The sequence below is a fragment of the Cryptosporangium sp. NPDC051539 genome (assembly GCF_044454545.1).
Lineage (GTDB): Bacteria > Actinomycetota > Actinomycetes > Mycobacteriales > Cryptosporangiaceae > Cryptosporangium.
This window is the reverse complement of the sequence record NZ_JBITDV010000003.1, coordinates 83,819-105,205: the sequence shown is the minus strand read 5'-3', so window position 1 is coordinate 105,205 and position 21,387 is coordinate 83,819. Positions and strand designations below refer to the sequence as shown.

Annotated in this window: 20 protein-coding genes; 9 read left to right on the top strand and 11 right to left on the bottom strand. The window is 72.5% G+C overall.

Annotation, left to right across the window (positions count from 1 at the left end):
• Nucleotides 1–19 precede the first annotated feature (19 nt).
• The 5 genes from ACIBZJ_RS10750 to ACIBZJ_RS10730 all read left to right on the top strand — a co-directional run bounded on the left by ACIBZJ_RS10750 (nt 20) and on the right by ACIBZJ_RS10730 (nt 6,504).
• Entirely contained in the window at nt 20–1,129 is a 1,110-nt protein-coding gene (locus ACIBZJ_RS10750) for a M24 family metallopeptidase (RefSeq protein ID WP_395927970.1), read from the top strand.
• A gap of 64 nt (nt 1,130–1,193) precedes the next feature.
• Nucleotides 1,194–2,792 carry an amidohydrolase gene (locus tag ACIBZJ_RS10745; protein ID WP_395927968.1) on the top strand — a complete coding sequence of 533 codons (1,599 nt, stop codon included), beginning with the start codon at nt 1,194–1,196 and terminating at the stop codon, nt 2,790–2,792.
• 531 nt (nt 2,793–3,323) lie between these two features.
• Nucleotides 3,324–5,093: an apolipoprotein N-acyltransferase gene (gene lnt / locus ACIBZJ_RS10740; RefSeq protein WP_395927966.1), complete on the top strand. Its 1,770-nt coding sequence runs from the start codon at nt 3,324–3,326 to the stop codon at nt 5,091–5,093.
• Nucleotides 5,094–5,111: 18 nt separating this feature from the next.
• Nucleotides 5,112–5,912, top strand: a complete 801-nt coding sequence (locus ACIBZJ_RS10735) for a polyprenol monophosphomannose synthase (protein ID WP_395929083.1) — start codon at nt 5,112–5,114, stop codon at nt 5,910–5,912.
• 52 nt (nt 5,913–5,964) lie between these two features.
• A complete protein-coding gene (locus tag ACIBZJ_RS10730) occupies nt 5,965–6,504 on the top strand; it encodes an FxsA family protein (RefSeq protein WP_395927964.1) in 540 nt (179 codons plus the stop codon).
• Between the two features lie 91 nt (nt 6,505–6,595).
• On the opposite strand, the gene ACIBZJ_RS10725 is transcribed toward ACIBZJ_RS10730, so the two are convergent.
• Entirely contained in the window at nt 6,596–6,940 is a 345-nt protein-coding gene (locus ACIBZJ_RS10725) for an RNA polymerase-binding protein RbpA (RefSeq protein WP_035856302.1), read from the bottom strand.
• Nucleotides 6,941–7,260: 320 nt separating this feature from the next.
• Between ACIBZJ_RS10725 and ACIBZJ_RS10720 the strand changes: the two genes are divergently transcribed.
• Nucleotides 7,261–7,497: a hypothetical protein gene (locus tag ACIBZJ_RS10720; protein ID WP_395927962.1), complete on the top strand. Its 237-nt coding sequence runs from the start codon at nt 7,261–7,263 to the stop codon at nt 7,495–7,497.
• Between the two features lie 209 nt (nt 7,498–7,706).
• Complete coding sequence (locus ACIBZJ_RS10715) at nt 7,707–9,149, top strand: dihydrolipoyl dehydrogenase family protein (protein WP_395927960.1); 1,443 nt, start codon at nt 7,707–7,709, stop codon at nt 9,147–9,149.
• Here ACIBZJ_RS10715 and ACIBZJ_RS10710 read toward each other — a convergent pair.
• Nucleotides 9,138–9,797 carry an FMN-dependent NADH-azoreductase gene (locus tag ACIBZJ_RS10710; protein WP_395927958.1) on the bottom strand — a complete coding sequence of 220 codons (660 nt, stop codon included), beginning with the start codon at nt 9,795–9,797 and terminating at the stop codon, nt 9,138–9,140. The genes ACIBZJ_RS10715 and ACIBZJ_RS10710 overlap by 12 nt on opposite strands.
• Before the next feature lie 137 nt (nt 9,798–9,934).
• Between ACIBZJ_RS10710 and ACIBZJ_RS10705 the strand changes: the two genes are divergently transcribed.
• Complete coding sequence (locus ACIBZJ_RS10705; protein WP_395927956.1) at nt 9,935–10,444, top strand: MarR family winged helix-turn-helix transcriptional regulator; 510 nt, start codon at nt 9,935–9,937, stop codon at nt 10,442–10,444.
• 37 nt (nt 10,445–10,481) lie between these two features.
• Here the strand turns inward: ACIBZJ_RS10705 and ACIBZJ_RS10700 are convergent, their stop codons facing one another.
• From ACIBZJ_RS10700 to ACIBZJ_RS10690, 3 genes are read right to left on the bottom strand one after another with little or no spacing between them, the layout of a single operon-like run.
• On the bottom strand, nt 10,482–11,159 hold the full coding sequence (locus ACIBZJ_RS10700; protein WP_395927954.1) for a thymidine kinase: 678 nt from the start codon (nt 11,157–11,159) through the stop codon (nt 10,482–10,484).
• Nucleotides 11,159–12,520, bottom strand: a complete 1,362-nt coding sequence (locus ACIBZJ_RS10695) for an MFS transporter (RefSeq protein WP_395927952.1) — start codon at nt 12,518–12,520, stop codon at nt 11,159–11,161. Before ACIBZJ_RS10695 ends, ACIBZJ_RS10700 begins: the two co-directional genes overlap by 1 nt.
• Before the next feature lie 19 nt (nt 12,521–12,539).
• A complete protein-coding gene (locus tag ACIBZJ_RS10690; RefSeq protein ID WP_395927950.1) occupies nt 12,540–13,337 on the bottom strand; it encodes a glycerophosphodiester phosphodiesterase in 798 nt (265 codons plus the stop codon).
• 57 nt (nt 13,338–13,394) lie between these two features.
• Here ACIBZJ_RS10690 and ACIBZJ_RS10685 point away from each other — a divergent pair, with 57 nt between their 5' ends.
• Entirely contained in the window at nt 13,395–14,876 is a 1,482-nt protein-coding gene (locus ACIBZJ_RS10685) for an Hsp70 family protein (RefSeq protein ID WP_395927948.1), read from the top strand.
• A 1-nt stretch (nt 14,877) separates the two neighbouring features.
• Here ACIBZJ_RS10685 and ACIBZJ_RS10680 read toward each other — a convergent pair whose 3' ends face one another.
• The 6 genes from ACIBZJ_RS10680 to ACIBZJ_RS10655 all read right to left on the bottom strand — a co-directional run bounded on the left by ACIBZJ_RS10680 (nt 14,878) and on the right by ACIBZJ_RS10655 (nt 21,234).
• Nucleotides 14,878–15,264, bottom strand: a complete 387-nt coding sequence (locus tag ACIBZJ_RS10680; RefSeq protein ID WP_395927946.1) for a VOC family protein — start codon at nt 15,262–15,264, stop codon at nt 14,878–14,880.
• 42 nt (nt 15,265–15,306) lie between these two features.
• The gene (locus ACIBZJ_RS10675; protein ID WP_395927944.1) at nt 15,307–16,272 is read right to left on the bottom strand and encodes a hypothetical protein; all 966 of its coding nucleotides are present in this window, start codon (nt 16,270–16,272) and stop codon (nt 15,307–15,309) included.
• Nucleotides 16,273–16,287: 15 nt separating this feature from the next.
• Entirely contained in the window at nt 16,288–18,225 is a 1,938-nt protein-coding gene (locus ACIBZJ_RS10670; RefSeq protein WP_395927942.1) for a dynamin family protein, read from the bottom strand.
• Nucleotides 18,222–19,121: a nucleotide exchange factor GrpE gene (locus tag ACIBZJ_RS10665; protein ID WP_395927940.1), complete on the bottom strand. Its 900-nt coding sequence runs from the start codon at nt 19,119–19,121 to the stop codon at nt 18,222–18,224. Before ACIBZJ_RS10665 ends, ACIBZJ_RS10670 begins: the two co-directional genes overlap by 4 nt.
• Before the next feature lie 14 nt (nt 19,122–19,135).
• On the bottom strand, nt 19,136–20,638 hold the full coding sequence (locus ACIBZJ_RS10660) for a dynamin family protein (RefSeq protein ID WP_395927938.1): 1,503 nt from the start codon (nt 20,636–20,638) through the stop codon (nt 19,136–19,138).
• A gap of 89 nt (nt 20,639–20,727) precedes the next feature.
• Entirely contained in the window at nt 20,728–21,234 is a 507-nt protein-coding gene (locus ACIBZJ_RS10655; RefSeq protein WP_395927936.1) for a hypothetical protein, read from the bottom strand.
• Nucleotides 21,235–21,387 lie beyond the last annotated feature (153 nt).

Here is a 21,387-nt window from a genome sequence, read left to right as displayed (position 1 = left end):
AACCTTCTAGCCTGGCGGCATGTCTGAATCGCTCTACCCGTCCGACCGGCTGCGCACGGCCCAGCAGGCCACCGCCGCAGCCGGTCTGGACGCGCTCCTGCTCACACCCGGCGCCGACCTGCGCTACCTCACCGGCTACGACGCCCATGCGCTGGAGCGGCTGACCTGCCTGGTGCTGCCGGCGGCCGGTGACCCCGTGCTCGTCGTCCCGGCGCTGGAGGAGGCGGCCGCCAAGGCGTCGCCGGCCGGGGGCGTCGACCTGGAGATCCGCGCGTTCCCGGAGGGCGACGACGCGTACGCGCTGATCCGAGGCCTGCTCGGCCCGGGCGCGCGGCGGCTGGGCCTGGCCGATCGGATGTGGGCCGAGCAGGTACTGGCGTTCCGGGCCACGTTCCCGGAGGCCGAGCAGGCGCTGGCCGGCGGGGTGCTGCGTCCGCTGCGGGTGCGGAAGTCGGCCGCCGAGGTCGAGGCGCTGCGCCGGGCCGGCCAGGCGATCGACCGGGTGCACCACCGGATGGGCGAGTGGCTGATCGCCGGGCGTACCGAGGCCGCGGTCGGCCGCGACATCGCCGACGCGATCCTCGAGGAGGGGCACGCGCAGGTCTCGTTCGTCATCGTCGGCTCCGGGCCGAACGGCGCCAGCCCGCACCACGCGGTCTCCGGCCGCGTGATCCAGGACGGTGACCCGGTGGTCGTCGACATCGGCGGCGTCACCGCCGAGGGCTACTGCTCGGACTCCACCCGCACGTACGTCGTCGGCGACGCGCCGGAGGGCTTCACGACCGCGTACGCGGTCCTGTTCGAGGCCCAGGAGGCGGGAGTGGCCGCGGTCCGGCCGGGTGTCACCGCCGCGTCCATCGACGCGGCCTGCCGGGACGTCCTGACCGCGGCCGGTTACGGTGACGCGTTCATCCATCGGACCGGGCACGGGATCGGGCTGGAGGAGCACGAGGAGCCCTGGATCATCGGCGGCAACGAAACCGTGCTGGAGCCGGGGATGGCGTTCAGCGTCGAGCCGGGGTTCTACCTGGCCGGGCGGTACGGCGCCCGGATCGAGGACATCGTCGTGTGCGGGAAGGACGGCCCGGACCGGCTGAACGTCACGCCGAGGACGCTGACGCTGCTCTGAGCGCGCCCGCGGCCGCCCGGCGGCCCCGCGGGGCGACTCTCCGTAGGCGGGCAGAATGACCCGTATGGCGACGCTCTACCGCAACGGTGAGATCTACAGCCCCGCGGATCCTTTCGCGACCGCGCTGCTGGTGGACGGCGACCGGGTGCTGTTCGTCGGCTCCGACGACGCCGCCGACGCGGCCGCGTTCGGGGCGGACGAGGTCGTCGACCTGGAGGGTGCGCTGGTCGCGCCGGGTTTCGTCGACGCGCACGTGCACGCGACCCAGACCGGTCTGACGCTGGTCGGCCTCGACCTCGCCGGGCTGCCGACGCTCACCGCAGCCCTGGACGCACTGGCCGCGTTCGCCTCGACGCACCCCGGGGCGATTCTCGGGCACGGCTGGGACGAGACGGCCTGGCCGGAGGGGCGGGCGCCGTCGGTGCGGGAGCTCGAGCGGGCGGCCGGCGCCGGCCGGCTGGTGTACCTCTCCCGGGTCGACGTCCACTCGGCGGTGGCCTCGGCGGGGTTGCGTTCGTTCGTGCCCGATCTGGCCGGGCGAGCCGGATTCTCCGACGACGGGCCGTTGAAGCGGGACGCGCACCATGCGGTGCGGATGGTCGCGCTGTCGGCGATCTCGGCGGCGCAGCGGGCCGAAGCGCAGCGGGCCACCCGGTCGCACGCCGCCGCCCGGGGCATCGTCGCGCTGCACGAGTGCGGCGGCCCCGACATCGGCGGCGAGGACGACTTCACCGGCCTCCTCGCGCTGGCCGCCGCCGAACCCGGCCCGGACGTGTTCGGCTACTGGGGCGAGTGGCGGTCGGCGGCGAAGGCGCTGGAGCTCGGCGCGGTCGGCGCCGGGGGAGACCTGTTCGTCGACGGGGCGCTGGGGTCGCACACCGCGGCGTTGTCGGCCCCCTACGCCGATCTCGACACGTCCGGGCACCTGTACCTGGACGCCGACCAGATCGCGGAGCACGTCGTGGACTGCGTCCGGCACGACACCCAGGCCGGGTTCCACGCGATCGGCGACGCGGCGCTGACCGCGGTCGCGGACGGGCTCTCCCAGGCGGCCGGGGTCGTGGGGCTCGACCGGGTCCGGGTCGGGCGGCACCGGATCGAGCACGCCGCGATGCTGGACTCCGCGCTGATCAAGGCGCTGGTCAACCACGGCGTCGTGGCAAGCATGCAACCGGCGTTCGACGCGTTGTGGGGCGGCCCGTCCGGCATGTACGTGCGGCGGCTCGGCGCGTCGCGGGCGGCCGAGCTGAACCAGTTCGCGGCGCTGGCCGGCGTCGGGGTGCCGCTGGCGTTCGGGTCGGACGCGCCGGTCACCCCGCTCGACCCGTGGGGAACCCTGCGGGCGGCGGCGTTCCCGCACGATCCTCGCCACGCGATCAGCGTCCGGGCCGCGTTCGCCGCGCACACGCGGGGCGGGTGGCGGGCACTGGGCCGCGACGACGGCGGGTTGCTGGTGCCGGGCGCGGTGGCCTCGTTCGCGGTCTGGGACGTCGCGGAACTCGTCGTCCAGGCGCCGGACGACCGGCTGGCACGGTGGAGCACCGATCCGCGGGCGGGCGTGCACGGCTTGCCCGCGCTGAGCGAGGACGCGATCCCCCCGCGATGCGTCCGGACGGTCGTCCGCGGAGTGCCGGTGTTCGTGGATCCGGCGACACGCCGATGAGCGCGACACGCCGACGGGATTGTCGTGCGGGGTGAACGGGGCTGACCAGGTGCGATGTCCGCTCTATACCGATTCGTCCCTATTGACAGGAGACGGACGGCAATTACGGTGACGGGGTAACTTCCGCGGGCACCGGACGGCGACGGAACGTGCCCTCGCGCGCTGGGCAAAAGCGGTGGCGCCACCGCAGGGGCCAGGTCCAGCGCTCGAGGGGTGGCGGGACGACGACGGTCGCGTCCGGCGCCAGGTAAGCGGTGATGGAGGTTCGGAAGAATCAGTAGACAACGGTCTGTGCGGCGGCAGCCAGCCGGTTCGCAGCCGGTCCGAAGGTTCTCCCACCCTCCTCCCGTACCGGTCGGGGAGTTTCACTGAGCAGGGGCGCGGCGTGCACGCCGCGCCCCTGCCCCGTGTAGCGGGCGTCTACCACAGGGCCTTCCCGGGTCTCGGTCCGGCCACCGTGCCGCGGTAGCGCGCAAGAGTGGGCACAATCGTTCTTCGAGACGACCCCCTCCCGGGTCGGGAGGAGGATCGGTGCTGCGCGAGACGGAGAGCGGGGCGGTCGCGGCTCCCGCGCCCGGCGCGGACGACGCGCCGGGGCCGGTGTCTACCGCCACCTCCGCTGAGACTTCGGCGGCGGAGGAGCAGGCGGGTGCGGAGGCGCCCCGCGGGAGGCGCTGGTGGCGGGCCCGCCGCAGCGGGGTCGCGGACCCGGAGCGGCCGCCGTTGCCGGGGTGGCTCGCCGCCGTGCTGGCGCTCGTCTCGGGGGCGCTGCTCGTCCCCGCGTTCCCTCCGCACGACCTGTGGTGGCTGGCGCCGATCTCGACCGCGCTGCTGGCCGCGGCCGTGCACCGGCAGCGGGCGCGGCGCGGTGCGTGGCTGGGCTTCCTGCACGGCGCGGTGTTCTTCGGGATCCTGCTGCAGTGGGTCGGCATCTACGTCGGCGAGTCGTTCGCGTACCTGCTGGCCGGCGTGGAAGCGGTGTACCTGGCCGGGTTCGGCGCGCTGCTGGCCGCGTCGTCACGTCTGGTCGACCGGTACCGGTGGTCGTGGCCACTCGTGCTCGGCGCCGGCTGGGTCACCCAGGAGGCGGTGCGCTCACGCTGGCCGTTCGGCGGCTTCCCGTGGGGACGGCTGGCGTTCGCCGAGACCGGCGGACCGCTCCTGAAGCTCGCCGTCCTCGGCGGCGCGCCGCTCGTCACGTTCGCCACCGCCGCGGTGGGCGGCCTCCTGGTGGCCGCCTTCTGGCGCCGCCGGCCCGCCGGGTCCGAGCTCTCCCGGCCCCGCGCCTCGGCCGGTGACGCGCGCCGCGCCGCGGTGCGGGGCGCCGCGTGGGTGGCCGCGGCGGGCCTCGTGCTGCTCGCGGCCTGGTTCGTGCCCTCGCCGGAGGCGTCGGGGAAGAACGTCACGGTCGCGGTGATCCAGGGGAACGTGCCCCGCCTCGGCCTGGACTTCAACTCCCAGCGCCGGGCCGTGCTCGACAACCACGTCTCCCGCACGCTCGCCCTGGCCCGGGACATCGCCGCCGGACGCGAACCGCAGCCCGACCTCGTCATCTGGCCGGAGAACGCCTCCGACATCGACCCGCTGCTCAACGACGACGCCTACTCCGAGATCAGCGAGGCCGCCGCCGCGATCAAGGCCCCGATCCTGGTCGGCGCCGTCCTCCAGGGCCCCGGCGACTACCTGACCAACGCCGGTCTGGTCTGGGAAGCGGGCAAGGGCCCGATCGACCGCTACGCCAAGCGTCACCCGGTGCCGTTCGGCGAGTACGTCCCGCTCCGTTCGCTGGCTCGCAAGGTCACCTCGAAGGTCGACCTCATCCGCCGCGACTTCAAGGCCGGTACCGAGATCGGCACGGTCGGCATGCCCACTGCCCGTGCGGGTACCGTCCGAGTGGGTGATGTGATCTGTTTCGAGGTGGCTTATGACGGTCTGGTCACCGACACCGTGAACGCCGGGGCGCAGATCCTCGCCGTCCAGACGAACAACGCGACGTTCGGCCTGTCGGGCGAGAGTCCCCAGCAGGTCGCGATGGCACGGTTGCGGGCCGTGGAACACGGAATGTGGGCGGTCGTGGCCTCGACGAGCGGAATCTCCGCCACAATAGGACCGGACGGGACGATTCACGACCACGCCGGGATGTTCGAAGCCGGAACCCTGATCCGGTCACTCGCGTTGTCCGATGACCGTACGCTAGCCACCCGACTAGGGATGTGGCCGGAAGCGGTGTTCTGTGCGCTCAGCGGCGCCGCGCTGATCGCGGCCGGGGTACTGCGCCGGCGAACGACGAAGGAAGGCTGACACGTGACGGCCGAGAAGATGGAACCGGACACTCCGGAGTTCCCCGCGGTCTCCGAACACTTTCCGGAATACCCCGGGCTGGGGCACGTCGTCGTGGTGATCCCGACCTACAACGAGGCCGACAACATCCGCCCGATCGTGACCCGGCTGCGCGAAGCCGTTCCGGACGTCCAGGTGCTGATCGCCGACGACGGGTCACCCGACGGCACCGGTGAGATCGCCGACGAACTGGCCGCCGCCGACCCGCTCGTGCACGTCCTGCACCGGGCCGGCAAGGAGGGCCTCGGCGCCGCGTACCTGGCCGGATTCGCGTGGGCGGCCGAACGCGGTGCCGACGTGATGGTCGAGATGGACGCCGACGGCTCACACAACCCGGACGAGTTGCCGCGCCTGCTCAACGCGCTGCGCAACGCCGACGTCGTGATCGGCTCGCGCAAGGTCGCGGGCGGGAAGATCGTCAACTGGCCGATGTCGAGGGTGATGATCTCGCACGTCGGCAACCTCTACACCCGGCTGGCGCTGAGTATCCCGATCAAGGACAGCACGGCCGGCTTCCGGGCCTACCGCGCCGAGGTGATCGCGGCCAAGAACCTCGGCGGCGTCGCGTCGCAGGGGTACTGCTTCCAGATCGACATGGTCTACCGGGCCTGGCGGTCCGGTTACCGCGTCGTCGAGGTCCCGGTCACGTTCGTCGAGCGCGAGCGCGGCCAGAGCAAGATGAGCTCGGACATCGTCCGGGAGGCACTCTGGCGGGTCGGGCTCTGGGGCGTGCAGGCGCGGCTCGGTGCGGCGAAGAAGGCGCTCGACCGGCTGCGCTGAGAGCCTGCTGAGAGTTCATCTCCGGGCTGCGAACCAGACGTACGCTTGATTCATGAAAGCCTTCCTCGCGGCCTTCGTCCTTCTGATCGTCGTCCCCACCGCTGAGATCAGCGTCCTGCTGCGGGTCGGCCACGCGGTCGGCCTCGGGTGGACGCTCGTGCTGTTGCTCGGCAGCGCCTTCCTGGGCAGCTGGCTGCTCCGCCGTGAGGGCGCCCGCGCCTTCCGGGCCCTCCGTGAGGCCGCGGCCGAGGGCCGCACACCGGCCAGGGAGACCGCCGAGGGCGCGGTCGTGCTCGTCGGCAGTCTGCTGATGATCCTGCCGGGCTTCCTGACCGACGTCGTCGGCATCCTGCTCCTGCTCCCGCCCATCCGGGCGCTCGCCGGACGGCTGGTCCTGCGTTCCGCGGCCCGCCGGCTCCCGCCCGAGGTCAGCAGTGCCCTGCTCGGCCCCATGCAGGTCCGTTCCAAGCGCATGCGGACGCCGGCCGGCGCGCCGGCCGACGCGTCAGCGGCCGGGCAGGGCGAGCCGATGCCGCCCCGCGTGACGAACGCCGGGGCGGGCACCGTCATCGAGGGCGAGCTCGACCGCTGACGGCGGGCACACGAAAACCCGCCAACCCATTTCGGGTTGGCGGGTTTTCGTGTCGTTGGCCGGTGCCCGGTCGCGCCGGGCGGCTCCGGCGTCAGGCCGAGCGGCTCCGGCGGCCCCGGAGGACCTCCAGACGCTCGGCCAGGACCTCTTCGAGTTCGGCGACGGTCCGCCGCTCGAGGAGCATGTCCCAGTGCGTCCGCGGTGGCTTAGCCTTCTTGGCCTCAGGCTCGTCACCGTCGATGATGCGGGCCACCGTGCCGTCGGCCCGGCATTCCCACGTAATCGGGATCTCGGCATCAGCCGCGAAGGGAACAGTGAACCGGTGCCCACGCGGGCACAGGTACTCTCCCTGCTGGCGGGGCGCCAGCTCCGTGTTGCGGTCGGTCTCGTAGCTCACTGCTCCGAGCCGACTACCGCGCAGCGTGCGCTCACCCATCTGCATCAACCCCCTGGCGTCTGCGGTCAGCCACCGGTACCAACGACGATGACGGACAGAAGATTCCGCCGCCGTTGAGTTATGTGCCCAGCAGCACAGCACCGCATGCGCACATGCGGCAACTCATTACAAGGAGGACACGCGTGGAGCACTCGACCGACACCGGATCAGCCTCGACCGATCGTGCTCGGCAGATCGTCGTCGCGGTCGCACTGCTCCGATTGGCCGTCGGTGCCGTGTCCACTGGTCAGGATACCGTGCTGCCCCGAGCGTTGGGTATCGATAGCGCCACCGCCGGGCGAATGGCGTTTATCACTCGAATGTTCGCGAGTAGGGAGATTGCGCTCGCTCTCGGAACCGGTGCCGCGGTGCTGAAGGGCGGACCGGGTGCCCGGTCGTGGGTGCTCGCCTCGGCGCTGGCCGACGGGGCCGACGCCGTGACGCTCGTCACTGCGGTCCGAACCGGCCGAGCGGCGGGCCTGGCCGGTTATGCCGCCGCCGCGGGCGCGGTAGCCGCCGTGGGCGCCGCCCTCTGGTACGCCGCGACCCGCCGGTAACGCTCGCCGGTCGCACTCGCGGGGGGCGGAAGCGGGCCACTTATCGCCCGTGCCGGTCGAAAAGTTCGGGCTGTTTCCGCGCGTCCCCGGAACCCCGAACCGAAAGCCGGGATGTCACGTGCAGTGACCGAAACCGGATTGGATACCGTGCGCACGGCTGCGGACAGTGGCCGTGGGGCACGGGCGGAGATGACGGGGTGGCAGGGAGCATGACGCGCTCAGGCGGGGACGAGTACGACGTGATCGTCGTCGGTGCCGGGCCGGTCGGGGAGAACGTGGCCGACACGGTCGTCCGCGGAGGCCTGTCGGCGCTGATCGTCGAACGCGAGCTCGTCGGCGGAGAATGCTCGTACTGGGCCTGCATACCGAGCAAAGCGCTGCTGCGCCCGGCGGCCGCACTGGCCGACGCCCGCCGCGTCGACGGGGCCGCCACGGCGGTGCGGGGTGGCCCGAACGCCGAGCAGGTGCTGGCCCGGCGCACCGCGTTCACCCACAACTGGTCCGACGACTCCCAGGTCGGCTGGCTCGACTCGGCCGGCATCGCGCTGGTCCGGGGCAGCGGACGGCTGGTCGGCGAGCGTCAGGTCGAGGTGCGCACGCGCGACGGCGGCACGCGTCGCCACACCGCGCGGCACGCGGTCGTGCTCGCCACCGGAAGCCGCGCGATCGTCCCGGAAGTGCCCGGGCTGGCCGAGGCCGACCCGTGGACCAGCCGCGACGCCACCTCGGCGACTGCCGTGCCCGACAACCTGGCGATCCTCGGCGGTGGCGTGGTCGGGTGCGAGATGGCGACGGCGTTCGCGGCGCTCGGCAGCCACGTCACGGTGATCGCCCGGGGGAGTGCGCTGCTACCCCGGCTGGAGCCGTTCGCCGGTGAGGCGGTGGCCGCCGGCCTCCGGAACGCCGGGGTCGACGTCCGGCTCGGCGCGACGGTCACCACCGTCGACCGGGACGCCGCCGGGGTCCGGATCGAGATCGAGGACGCCGACGGCACCCGGACGATCCGGGCCGACGAGGTGCTGGTGGCCACCGGCCGTCGCCCGGCCACCGACGGGCTCGGCCTGGACGCCGTCGGCCTGGCCCCGGACGCGCCCGAGCACGTCGACGACAGCCTCCGGGTCCACGGCGTCGACTGGCTGTACGCCGCCGGCGACGTGAACAACCGGTCGCTCCTGACCCACCAGGGCAAGTACCAGGCCCGGGCGGCCGGTGCGGCGATCGTGGCGCGGGCGGCCGGCGACGTGGTCGACCTCGGGCCGTGGAGCCCGTACGCCGCGACCGCGGATCACGTCGCGGTGCCGCAGGCGGTGTTCACCGACCCGGAGGTCGGCGCGGTCGGCCGGACCGAGGCGCAGGCGAGGGAGGCCGGGCTACCGGTCCGGACCGTCGAGTACGACCTCGGGCAGGTCGCCGGGGCGGCGCTCTACGCGGACGGCTACACCGGCCGCGCGAAGCTCGTGCTCGACACCGGGCGCGACGTGATCCTCGGCGCCACGTTCGTCGGCACCACCGCCGCCGAACTCGTCCACGCCGCCACGATCGCCCTCGTCGGCGAAGTCCCGCTGGCCCGCCTCTGGCACGCCGTCCCGTCGTTCCCCACCATCAGCGAGGTCTGGCTCCGCCTCCTGGAGGCGTCCCGCTCAGGCGGCTGACGCGGCCAGGCGCTCGGCCAGGGCTTTTCCGCTGAGCGCTGCGGTGGAGTGGGCGTTCGCCAGGGACTCCGCGGCCAGCCCGCGGAGTTCGGCCATCGCCGGGGTCACCTCGGCCAGCGTCAGCTCGGCCTCGACGATCTCGAGGTCCAGCCCCCACATGTCGACGAGCAGGCGGCGCAGGTACGGGGTGTTGTGGTCCCAGCCCTCGCGGGGCGTCCCGGGTGCATAGCCGCCACCCCGGACCGTCACCAGGATCCCCGGGCGCCCGGCGATCGCCGACGGCCCGCCGGGCGCGAACGCCGGGGTGGTGATCAGCGTGTCGGCCCACGTCTTCACGGACGCCGGAACGCCGTAGTTGTACAGCGGGATCGCGAACAGGAACGCGTCCGCGGCCACCATCTCGTCGGCCAGCGACGCCGCGAGCTCGGTCGCGCCGGCCACCGCGGGGCTGGGCTCCGCGGCCGGGTTCATCATCGCGCCGATGATCGTCGACCAGGTGTCGGCCGGCAGCGGGTCGAGGCCGAGGTCGCGCCGGGTGATCGGCGCGTCCGGGTGCTGGGCCCGCCAGCCGGCCTGCACGGTGTCGGCGACCGCCCGGCTCACGGAACCCTCGGTGCGAATGCTGGCGTCAAGGCGGTACAGGGTCACGACTCACTCCTCGAAATGTGATGCGCTGCCGAACAGCTGTGTTGGAGATAGTATTGCCAGCAGACGATCTCGTCGACAACCCTTTCGAGCCGCAGTTTTCTGGGAGATCGAGGGAGGCGACCCGTACGATGAACGTCATGGCCGCGGTCCCCACCCCCGTGCAGCCCTCGACGCTTCCGCTCAGCGACGATCTGGGCTGGGCGCTCGGTGTGCTGTTCCGGGCCTACGCCAAGGCGGCCGGTGTCGTGATGGCCGACGTTCCCGGCGGTCCGCGCGGCTACCAGGTGCTCGCGACCTGCGTCCGCGACACCCCGGGCACCCAGCTCGCGCTCGCCCACCAGCTCGGCGTCGACCGCACGGTGATGACGTACCTGCTCGACGACCTCGAGAAGGCCGGCCTGGTGACCCGGCAGCCCGATCCGTCCGACCGCCGGGCCCGGCGCATCGTCGCCACCGACACCGGCCGGGCACGCCTCGCCGAGCTCGACGAGGGCCTCTGCGGGGCCGAGAACCGCCTGCTCGCCGGCCTGCCCGAGGAGGAGCGGCCGCTCTTCCGCGACCTGCTGCAACGGCTCGCCGCGACCGTCAACGTGCACGACCCGATCCACAACGCCTGCCAGGCCGCCGACCAGATCGCCGGCCCCTGAACGGCCGTCTGAACGGCCGCCCGGGCGGCCCCGGCCGCTAGTCGGCCGCCAGCGACAACTGACCCGCCGACGGCACCGCCGGTCCGAGGTCTCCGTCGCGGTAGTGCCGGCGGCACAAGACCTGGTAATGGACGTCGGCCGGGTCGACGTCGGTATCCGCGACGAGAATCTGGTCGCCGGTGCGCGTCACCTCACCGTTCACCACGCGTGCGTTCTGCTGACCAGGGCGCCCGCACCAGCAGAGCACCTCCACCTGCAGCCGGACCAACTCGTCGGCCAGCTCGAACAGCCGCCGGCTACCCGGGAACAGCTCGCTACGGAAGTCGGTCGCCAGCCCGAACGCGTACACGTCGATGCCGGCCCGGTCAGCGAGATCGGCCGCCTGCTCGATCTGCTCGCAGGTGTAGAACTGGGCCTCGTCGCAGATCAGGTAGTCGACCTTGCGTCCGGCGAGCCACTCGGCCCCCACGACGTCGTGCAGATCGGTGCCGGAATCGACCTCGGTCGCCGCCGCGGCCAGCCCGACCCGGCTGGAGATCCGCGCGCTGCCGGCCCGGTCGAGCTTGGTCAGCAGCAGGCCGTGGCGTCCCTGCCGGGCGTGGTTGTGGTTGATCTGTAAGGCGAGCGTGGATTTCCCGCAGTCCATCGGTCCGTAGAAGAAGCGGAGCATCCCCGGTGAGCCGGCGGGAATACGGACGGATCGTGCGGCAGCCATCAGAGCAGCCTAGGTGGCTGGTTCCCGGCGGCGAGAATCGCCCGTCGCATCGGCACCGCCAGCAGCAGGAAGAACCCGGCGACGAAGAACACGATCAGCGACAGGATCGAGATCCGGTAGCTGTCGGTCAGCTGGTACGCCAGCCCGAACAGCAAGGGACCGAGCCAGCTCGTGCCCCGGTCGCTGATCTGGTAGATCCCGTAGTACTCGGCCTCTTTTCCGGCCGGGATCAGCTGGCTGAACAGCGATCGCGACAGCGCCTGGCTGCCGCCCAGCACCAGTCCGATCGCGGCCCCGAGCGCGACGAACTGCAGCGGCGCCCTGGCCGGCACGAAGTAGGCGGCGACCAGGACGACCGCCCAGAGCACCAGGCTCGCCAGCACCGCTTTCCACGCGCCGATCCGCCGGGCGATCGCACCGAGCAGCAGCGCCCCGCCGAACGCCAGGAACTGGATCATCAGGATCGTCGGCACCAGCGCGGTCTGCTCGAGCTTCAGTTCCTCGGTCGCATAGGTCGCCGAGAGCGTGATCACGGTCTGGATGCCGTCGTTGTAGACCAGGTACGCGATGAGGAAGAACAGCGTCAGCCGCAACTGACCGAGCTCGCGTAGCGTCCGCCCGAGTTGAGTGAAGGCGTAGAAGACCGATCGGCTGCGTACGGTCTCGACCGGAGGCCGGTCGCGCAGCGGCCGGAGCGCGTACACGGCGAACACGGCCCACCAGGCGCCCGCCGACACGATGCTCCACCGGGCGATCTCACCGGTCGACCAGCCGAGGCTGTCGCCGGCCAGCACCGCGACGACGTTGAACAACAGCAGCAGGCCGCCACCGAGATAGCCGATCGCCCAGCCGCGGCTGCTGACCGCGTCCCGCTCGTCGGGATCCGCGAGCTGCGGGAGGTAGGAGTAGTACACGGTCTCGGCCGCGCCGAACAGGACGTTCGAGACGACCAGCAGCGCGCCGCCGAGCAGGTAGCGGTCGCCGGTCACGAACAGCATCGCGAGCGTCGTACCGGCGCCGAACACGGTGAGCCAGGCCAGCAACCGCTTCTTGTGCCACGACCGGTCGGCGTACGCGCCGACCAGCGGCAGCACCAGCACCTGGGCGAACACCGAGAGCGAGAGCGCGTAGGCGAAGAACGATCCGGGGGCGACCGGGATGCCCAGCGGGTGCAGGTCGGCGCAGGTCTGACCCTCGTCGGCGCAGCCCGCGGCCCGTTCCGCGATCGAGGTCAGGTACGGGCCGAGGAAGACGGTGGTGACCGTCGTGTTGTAGGCCGACGCCGCCCAGTCGTAGAAGTACCAGCCCCGGCGCTCGCGCGGCGTGGAAACCGGTTCGATGACCGGCTCAGTGGTCGTCACGTGGCGTCCCGAGGGGTGTTCAGGCGGCCCACTGGCCGCGGGAGGTGAGCACGTCACGGAGGACGTCGATCCGGTCGGTCATGATGCCATCCACGCCGAGGTCGAGCAGACGGTGCATGGTCGTGGCGTCGTCGATCGTCCAGACGTGGACCTGGAGTCCGGCGCGGTGCGCGGCGGCCACGAAGCGGGCGTCCACCACCCGGAGGCCACCGTGCCTGACCGGCACCTGGGCCGCGCACACGCCCGGTCCGAACCTCGGCCGGGAGCCGGTGAGCGAGGCCAGCTTGAGGCGGGCCACGTCCCGCGGCCCGAGGCTGGTGGCCACCGACCCGCCGAACGCCGCCCGCACCCGTCTCAGCCGGGCGTCGGAGAACGACCCGACGCAGACCCGGTCTTCCGCCCGGTGTTCGCGTACCGCTTCGACCAGCGGCTCCACCGCCGCGTCGGCCTTCACGTCGATGTTGATCCGGACGTCCGGCCAGGCGTCGAGAAGCTCGTCGAAGAGCGGGACCTGCTCGGTGCCGCCGATCCGGGCGGCACGGACCTCGGTCAGCGGGAGCGCGGCGATCGCGCCGCTACGGTCGGTGACCCGGTCGAGCGTCCGGTCGTGGAACGCCACCAGCGCGCCGTCGGCGGTGGCGTGGACGTCGGTCTCGACGTACCGGTAGCCCGCGTCGACGGCCTGCGAGAACGCGGTCATCGTGTTCTCGAAGCCGTGAGCGGCTCCGCCACGGTGAGCGAACGCGAGGGGACGCGGAGCATCGAGATACGGGAGCGGCACGCGGTTCAGTATCGCCGTCGGTCGGGGAACCGACATGGGCGATCCAGCCCGTCGTACGGCCCCGATAAGGTGACCGGCGAAAGGGGGAGCCTCATGCGCGTGCTCGGTATCGACTTCGGCACGTCGAACACGGTGGCGATGCTCCGCACGCCTGACGGCCGGGTTCGGCCGCTGTTGTTCGACGGTTCACCGTTGCTGCCGTCGGCGGTCTATCTCGGGACCGACGGCCGGATGGTGGTGGGTCGAGACGCCGAGCGCAACGCGCGGGTCGATCCCGGGCGGTTCGAGCCCAACCCCAAGCGCCGCGTCGACGACGGCACGATCTTCCTGGGCGACCGCGAGCTGACGGTGCCCGAGGTCTTCGCGACTGTGCTCGGCACCGTCGCCACCGAGGCCCGCCGCCAGATCGGCGCGCTGCCCGACGAGGTGCGGATGACCCACCCGGCCCGCTGGGCCGAGCGGCGGCGCAACGTGCTGATCGAGGGCGCGGTCCGGGCCGGGTTACCGCGTCCGAAGCTGATCGCCGAGCCGGTCGCCGCGGCCTCGTACTTCACCGCTGAGCTGCAGACGTCGGTGCCGGTCGGCCGGTCGCTGGCGATCTACGACCTCGGTGGCGGCACGTTCGACGCCACGGTCGTGCGGCGCACCGCGGCGGGCTTCGAGGTGCTGGCCGAGGGTGGTCTGCCCGACGTCGGCGGCGTCGACTTCGACCACGCGGTCATCGAGCACCTCGGCCACGTCTACTCGCGTACCAACGGAGACTTCTGGCAGCGCCTGCAGAACCCGGTCGACGCCACCGACCGGCGCAACCGGCGGATGCTCTGGGAAGACGTGCGCGGCGCCAAAGAGATGCTCTCCCGCACGACCAGCGCCGACATCCACCTCCCGGCGATGGAGATCGACGCGCACCTCACCCGCGACGAGCTCGAGCAGCTGATCCGCCCGTACCTGGAGCGCACCGTCAACTGCCTGACGACGACGATCACCGAGGCGCACCTCAACCCGCGCGATCTGGTCGGCATCTTCCTGGTCGGCGGATCGAGCCGCATCCCGCTGGCCGCGCACCTGATCCACAGCCAGTTGCAGGTCGCCCCCACGGCGCTGGAGCAGCCCGAGACCGTCGTCGCCGAGGGCAGCCTGCGGGTGGGCTCCCTGCCCGGCGAGGCGGGCTCCCCGTCGGGCGTGCGTCCGGCCGTCACGCCGGCCCAGCCCCGCTCCGGTCCGCCGGGGCGTCCGGTCAGCGGCCCGCAGATGTCCGGCGCGGGTGCCGTCCGTCCGGTCTCGGCTCCGGCCCGGCCGGTGAGTGGCCCGCCGCCGCACGCGCAGGCGCGTCCGCTCTCCGGCCCGCCGGCCAGCCCGGCCCCGATGCGGACGCCGATGCCGCCGCGGGTCGCGAACCCGATGCCGCCCCGGGTCGCCACGCCGATGCCGCCGCCGAAGCCGGTGGCGGCACCGCGCAAGCGCTGGTATCAGGAGCCCGCGGTCGTGGTGACGCTGATCGTGGCGCTGGTACTGCTGCTCGGGTTCTTCATCATCCTGTGTCTGGCCCTGGGCAACTCGGCCGGTAGCAGCTAGCTCAGGAGCGCTTGCAGAGGCAGAACGGGTGCCCGGCGGGGTCGAGCACCACGGTCCAGCGGTCGCCGCCGGGCTGGAACTCGGGCTTGGTGGCTCCGAGCTCGACGCAGCGGGCCGTGGCCGCGTCCGGGTCGTCGACCGAGAAGTCGAGGTGGAATCGCTTGCCGGCGCCCGCGTCCGGCGACCATTCCGGGGCCTGGTAACCCTCGGCCAGGCCGAAGCCGATCGGTGCCGCCCCCTCGGTGCCGGAGGAGATCATCGCGTACTCGGCCTGCCGGTGGACGACCGGCCAGCCGAGTACCGCGCTGTAGAAGTCGGCGAGCGCTCCCGGGTCGGGGGCGTCGAGGTTCACCATCGCCAATGTGGCGAGCGAAGTCGTTTGTGACATGGCAGCAGCCTGCCGGGTGTTCCTGCCATCTTGTGTCAGGTACTACGCCGGGGGTCCCCAGAGACGGGCCAGGTTGCGTACGGCCGGGTCCTCACTGGCCACCAGTTCCCGGTAGGCGTCGTGGGTGGGGTCGCCGACGGGGGCCGGTTCGCCCAGCGCGGCGTGCAGGTCGTCGGCGCCACCGTCCGGGGTGGCCGGGACGCTGTCGCCGGTGACGGCCAGGTCGGCCGGGTCGGTGGGGTCGGCCGGGTCGGTGGGGTCGGTCGGGGTGTCGGCGTCGGGGCCGAGCAGGCCGGTGTCGACCCACGGGGGTCCGCCGACGGGCTCCGGGACGTCGATGTCGGCGAAATCGGGCAGGTCGAGCCAGCCGGTGTCTCCGAGGTCCGCGACCGGCAGGTCGGGGTCGGCCCCGACGCCGACCGGATCGTCGGTATCGGGAATCGCCTCCGGGTCGGGCGCCGTGTCGTCAGGCCGGCCGTCGCCAGGCCCGCCGTCGCCAGGCGCTGCGTCGTCAGGCCCGCCGTTGTCGGGGGCCGGGTGGTCGGGCCCGCCGTTGTCGGGGGCCGGGTGGTCGGGCCCGCCGTTGTCGGGGGCCGGGTGGTCGGGCCCGCCGTTGTCGGGGGCCGTGTCGTCGGGCGGGGGATCCGGGGCGTCGGAGTGGTCGTTGGCGGCCCCGTCGCCGGGGACGTGGTCGTCGGGCGGGTAGCCGCCGGGGTCCGCCGGGTGGTCGAACGCGTTCTCGCCGTCGGAGCCCAGTTCGCCGTCGGAGCCCAGTTCGCCGTCGGAGCCCAGCTCGCCGTCGGAGCCCAGCCCCACCGCGTCCGGGCGTTCCGCGTCCACGTGCTCCGCGTCCACGTGGACGGGGCCGGGCGGGAAGTCGTCGGGGCCGTCGTCGTCCAGATCGATGGTGATCTGGTCCCAGCCGTCGCCGACGGCGGGATCCCCGCTCTCGTCCGGCAGGTCCCCACCGGAAGAATCCGGCAGATCGTCCGGGAACTCATCGCCCACGTGGCCGTCCACGGCCTACCCCGCCTTCCCGCCGGCCGGCGCAGCCGCAGGCGCCGAGGCCGGGGCCTGCGCGGGGGGAACCGTGATCCGGGTGGCCGCCTTCGCCTTGCCGAGCACCTCGTCGAGCTGCTTGATCCGGGCCCGGATCCCGTCCCGGTCGGCCTGCAGCGCGGTCCGCTTCTTCGACCGGTTCGCCTTGTCGTCCGCCAGCGCCTTGTCGATCTCCGAGATCTGCGTGTCGAGCTGCTCGACCCGGCGTTCGACGGCCTCGTCCAGCGCCACGGTCAGCGCGAACTGCAGGTCGGTGAACCGGTGCTGGACCTCTTCGGAGATCGATGCCCTGGCCTCGTTGAACACCTCGCGCAGCCAGATCTTGGCCTGCTGGCGGTCGTTGCCGACCCGGCGGCGGTAGAGCATGAACGCACCGGCCGCGAGTCCGACGCCGAGGCCGATGACCGGGATCGCGACGCTGGCGGCGGCGGTGCCGGCCAGCACCACCCCACCGCCGTGCATGGCGAGGTTGCCCATCAGCGACGCGGTGCCCGCCGCGCCGGTGATGACCAGCGCGTTGTCGGCGCCACCGCCGTCCCGCTGGGGCCGGGCCGAGGCGACCGCCCGCAGCCGGGCGTTGAGCCGGGTCAGAATCTGGGAGAGCTCGGCGTCCGAGAACACTTCGCGCAGCACCTTCGCGCCGATCAGGCGGAACCGGCGCTCCATCTCGGCCGAAATCCGCAGCGCGATCGCCTGCAAGGTCTGGTCGACGTCGGTGGGCAGACGTTTGATCCGTTCGCCGTTCGCCTTCTCGACGATCGTCAGGAAGTGTTCCTGCGCCTTCGTGACCTCGGCCCGGAGCAGGCTGGTCGCGTCGGTGCGGGCGCGCTGCACCTCGGTGTTGAGCGTGAGCGTCCAGGTGCGGGCGTCCTTGCGCTTGCGCTGGACGAACTCGGCCCGCTCGGTTTTGAGCTTCTCGGCCATGCCGGGGTCGGGGTCGACCGCGCGCATCTTCTCGCCGATCTGGGTGTCCATGCCGACGAGTTCCGACCGGACCGTCCGCAGCATGTTCGCCTGTACCAGCAGCCCGTTGCGGATCGCGACCTGACGCTGCAACGCGTTCCGCAGGTCGGCGATCCGGGACTCCTTACGGACCTCGGCGGCGGCCTCCGGGATCGGCATCTGGTCGGCCAGCTCGGCGAGCCGGGCCGAGACCGGGAAGAACGCGGCCTGCGCGAACCGGGGCGCGTGCGTGTGCAGCAGCGCCTTGTCGTCGTCGAGCACCGTGCGCCAGCCCGGGAACGCATCGGTCTTGGTCAGCGCGAACATCACCAGGTTGACGCGTTTGCTGGCCTCGAGCAGGAAGTCGAGCTCGGGCTTGGAGAACGGCGACGAGGCGTCGACGACGAACAGCAGCGCGGTGGCTTTCGCGACCGCGTCCAGCGCGATCTCGGCGTGCGTGGAGTCGAGCCCGCCCACGCCCGGGGTGTCGATCAGCGTGATGTGCTGCAGCAGCGGGGCCGGGTGGAACACCTGGATGTGGCGGGGCGGCCGCTGCCCGTCGGGCATCGCACCGAGGACCGTGCCCCAATCGCGCAGCGCCTCCAGCGACAGCGGGTGCGGCGACGAGTCGCCGGGCACGTGGGCCAGCGCCCGCGCCGGCTCGCCCGCCGCGAACTCCAGGTACGCGCTGGTGGCGACCGCGGCGTCCACGGGGGAGAGGTTCGGGCTGGCCAGCAGCGCGTTGATCAGCGAGCTCTTGCCGCGCTTGGTCTCGCCCACCACGACGACGGTCGGCTCGCCGACGTCGGCCCGGCGGACCTGGTCGAGGTCGGAGGCCAGGTCGGGGTCGAGGCGGCGGATGTGGCCGAGGCCGGTGTCGACCGCACCCCGGATCTGCTCCTCCACCGCCTTCAGCGCGGCGGCCGGGTCCTGCTTCGGTGCGGCGGCGGGGGCGCTCATCGGGCGTCCGGCTGGTAGACGGTCACGACCGGCGCGCGTAGCACCTGGCCGCGGTCGGTGTAGCCGGAGATCTCGACGGCCGCGATGCGGCCGGCCATCGCCTGGTCGGCGGTCGGCGTCGTGCCGCCGGCCTCGTGCCGCGCGGTGTCGAACGGCTCGCCGGCCGGCCGGTCCTCCACGACGCCGACCTCGTTGAGCGCCCAGGCCAGCCGATCGGCGATCGCCTTGCTGGTGGCCCGGTCGCGGACGTAGATGCAGGTCTCGACGAGCGTCTTGCGCTCGCGCCTGAGCAGGCCGGTCTCCGCGGGCGCGCCGGTCTCGGTGAGCACGGCGTGGGTGCCGGTCGCGGTCGATCGTCCGACGAGTGGTTGCCCGACACCGAGGTCCCCGGAACGGCCTCCGCCGGCACCGTACCCGGCGCCCGAGCTGAGCCCGCCCGAGCCCGCGGCCACCGGGGCGGGCGCATCGGTGCGGGGGAGGAACAGTGCCACGCCGCCGACGATCGCCCCGGTGAACAGCGCGCCGAGGAAGCCGAACACCGCGGTCAGCGCGGAGAACCCGCTGCAGTCGGCGGTCGCGCCGGTGAGCGTCAGCGACTCGTTGATGCCGGGCTGGTCGATCTTGCCGGTGTCACTCTTCGGGGACTGCGGCCTGCTGTCGTTCCCACCCGGGTTGAGCTCACCCTTGTTGATGTCTCCGGAGGCACTCGGCGAGGCACCGGCCGGCGCGTTCGCCGGTCCGTTGCCGGTCGACGCCGGCCCGGTCGAGACGGTGGACGTCGGCGTGATCTCGTCACAACCCGGCCCGCCAGCGACGAAACCGGTGACCAGGCCGGTGAGCACGGCCAGGACAAGGGTCAGCCCGGCCACGATGAGCCGGACGAAGCTGGTCGGCATGGTAGCGGTACTCCTTAGGAGGCGTTCGCGCGGACGCGTTGCGAGAGCAGGTAGAAGCCGCGGTGGGCGACGTGGGCGATCCGGGCCTGGGCGGGGCTGGCGCTGGCGACCGCGAACGTCCGCCAGCGGGTTGCGGCCTCCAGCGCGGCCTGGGCCAGCTGCGGGGTCGGTGCACCGGCCAGCTGGAGGATCCAGCCCGGGTCGTCGGAGAGCGCGAGCCGGGTGAGCTCGCCCTCCATCCCGGACGGCAGTTCGACCGCGCCGGTGGTGACCTGCTGGGCCACTTCGAGCAAGCGGAGCTGGTGGTACTCGGGCTGCTGGAGCAGGCGCTCGACCGCGTCCCGGAGCAGCTCCCGGTCGGCCGGACGCTCGGCCCGTGCCGCGACCTGCTCCAGCGTGGTGAGCGCCCAGCCGGCCTTGATCGCGTCGGTCCGCCAGCGGAAAGCCTGGTCGAGCGTCTGCCGGACCCGGGGGAAGCCGGACGCCCGGTAGAGGCGGCGGATCAGCTCACCGGTGGCGAGCGTGGGGTCGGCGGCCAGCGAGGCCACCGCGAACTGGATGCCGTAGAGGTCGAGCAGCCGGAGCAGGCGTTCGCGCTGCTCGGCCGGGATCTCGCAGTCGCGCGTGGTGAACAGGTCGACCGACGCCATCAGCACCGCGCGGTCGACCGCGGGCAGCGCGGCCAGTGCGCGCAGGCTCTCGCAGTCGGCGGCGGTCAGGCGCCCGGCCTCGGTGGTCTCGGCCAGCAGCCCGACCACCGGGACCACGTCGGCGACCTGGCGGCGCAGGGCCTGGGCCTGGGTCTCGGCCAGCGGACCGGCCACCGGCCAGGGGTCGCCGCCGCCGCCCAGCTTGTCGACCTTGTTGAACAGGCCGAGCGAGTTGATCGGGTTGGACGACAGCCGCGCGGAGATCGACCGGAACGCCTCCAGGGCCTCCAGGTCGTCTTCGCGTACCGACTGCGTGAAGACGTAGATGATCGCCTCGGCGCCGGACAGCGCACTCTGCGAGTCGGAGTCGAGGTCGTCGTCGACCGGGTTGTCGTTGAAGAGGAAACGGCGGGTTCCGGCGCTGACCTGCGCGTTCGTCGAGCTGAGGCCGGGCGTGTCGACGACGGTCAGATCGCGCAGCCGGTCGCTGGCGAGCGTGACGTCGACATAGGACACCTCCTGGCGCGGGATGCCGAGACGCTGCGGGATCATGCCCGATTCGTCCAGCGGGAGGCTGACGCGCAGCCCGTCGCGGCGGACGACGTCGACGCGGTCGGCCGGGCCGTACCGGAACTGCGTCACCAGCCGCGTGCACTCGCCGACCTCGGTCGGGGCGACCCGGCGGCCGATCAGCGCGTTCACCAGCGTGGATTTGCCCGCCTTGAGCCGTCCGGCGATCGCGACCCGCAGCGGTTCGCCGAGCCGGCGGGACAGGTCTGCGACCGCCACGCCGGTACCGCCGCCGAGCCGGGGACCGACCTCCCGGCAGAGTCCGGCGACGCGCTGGCTCAGCGGACCTGGCCCCACAGTGCTTCTCCTAGTACTCGGAAGTTATCCCCAAATGATGCCGCTCGCCGGGGCGCGGTCGGCAACCGCTCCCCGGCGAGTAGTGCGGATCAGGCGGTGGTGAGGTCCGGCGCGCCCGTGGTGGAGGTGGTGGGGTCGGCCGGAGCGGTCGACCCGGTGTCCCACTGGCCGTCGCCGTCGGCGTCGGTGTAGGTCGCGTCGATGTTGCCGTCGTTGTTGCTGTCGACGTACTCGGTGTCGGCCACGCCGTCGTTGTTCGTGTCCGCCACGAACGTGTCGATGACGCCGTCGTTGTTCGTGTCGGCGCCGACGATGTCCGCGTCGCCGTCACCGTCCGCGTCGTAGGCGACGGCGTCGATGACACCGTCGGTGTTCGTGTCGACGCCGATGGCGTCGGCGTCGCCGTCACCGTCGGTGTCGACCACGACGGTGTCGTACGCGCCGTCGCTGTTGGTGTCGACTACCTCGTAGGCCGTACCGTCGGTGTTCTCGACGAGGTAGCCATCGGCGGTGCCGTCGCTGTTGTAGTCGACTTCCGTGGCACCGTCCGGCGTGCCGTGGTCGTCGAAAGTGGCGTCGGAGCCGTCGTCGCTCATCGGGGTGTTCCTTTCGGGGTTATCTGTCGGGGGTTTCCGGCGGCTTCATCGTGCCGAGGTCGGCGGTAGCGCCGGGAGCTGTGTCGGGGGTTTGACTGTGCAGGATTCGCAGTACTGACCCTAGGCATATCCTGCGGCGGTTCCATCCCTGAT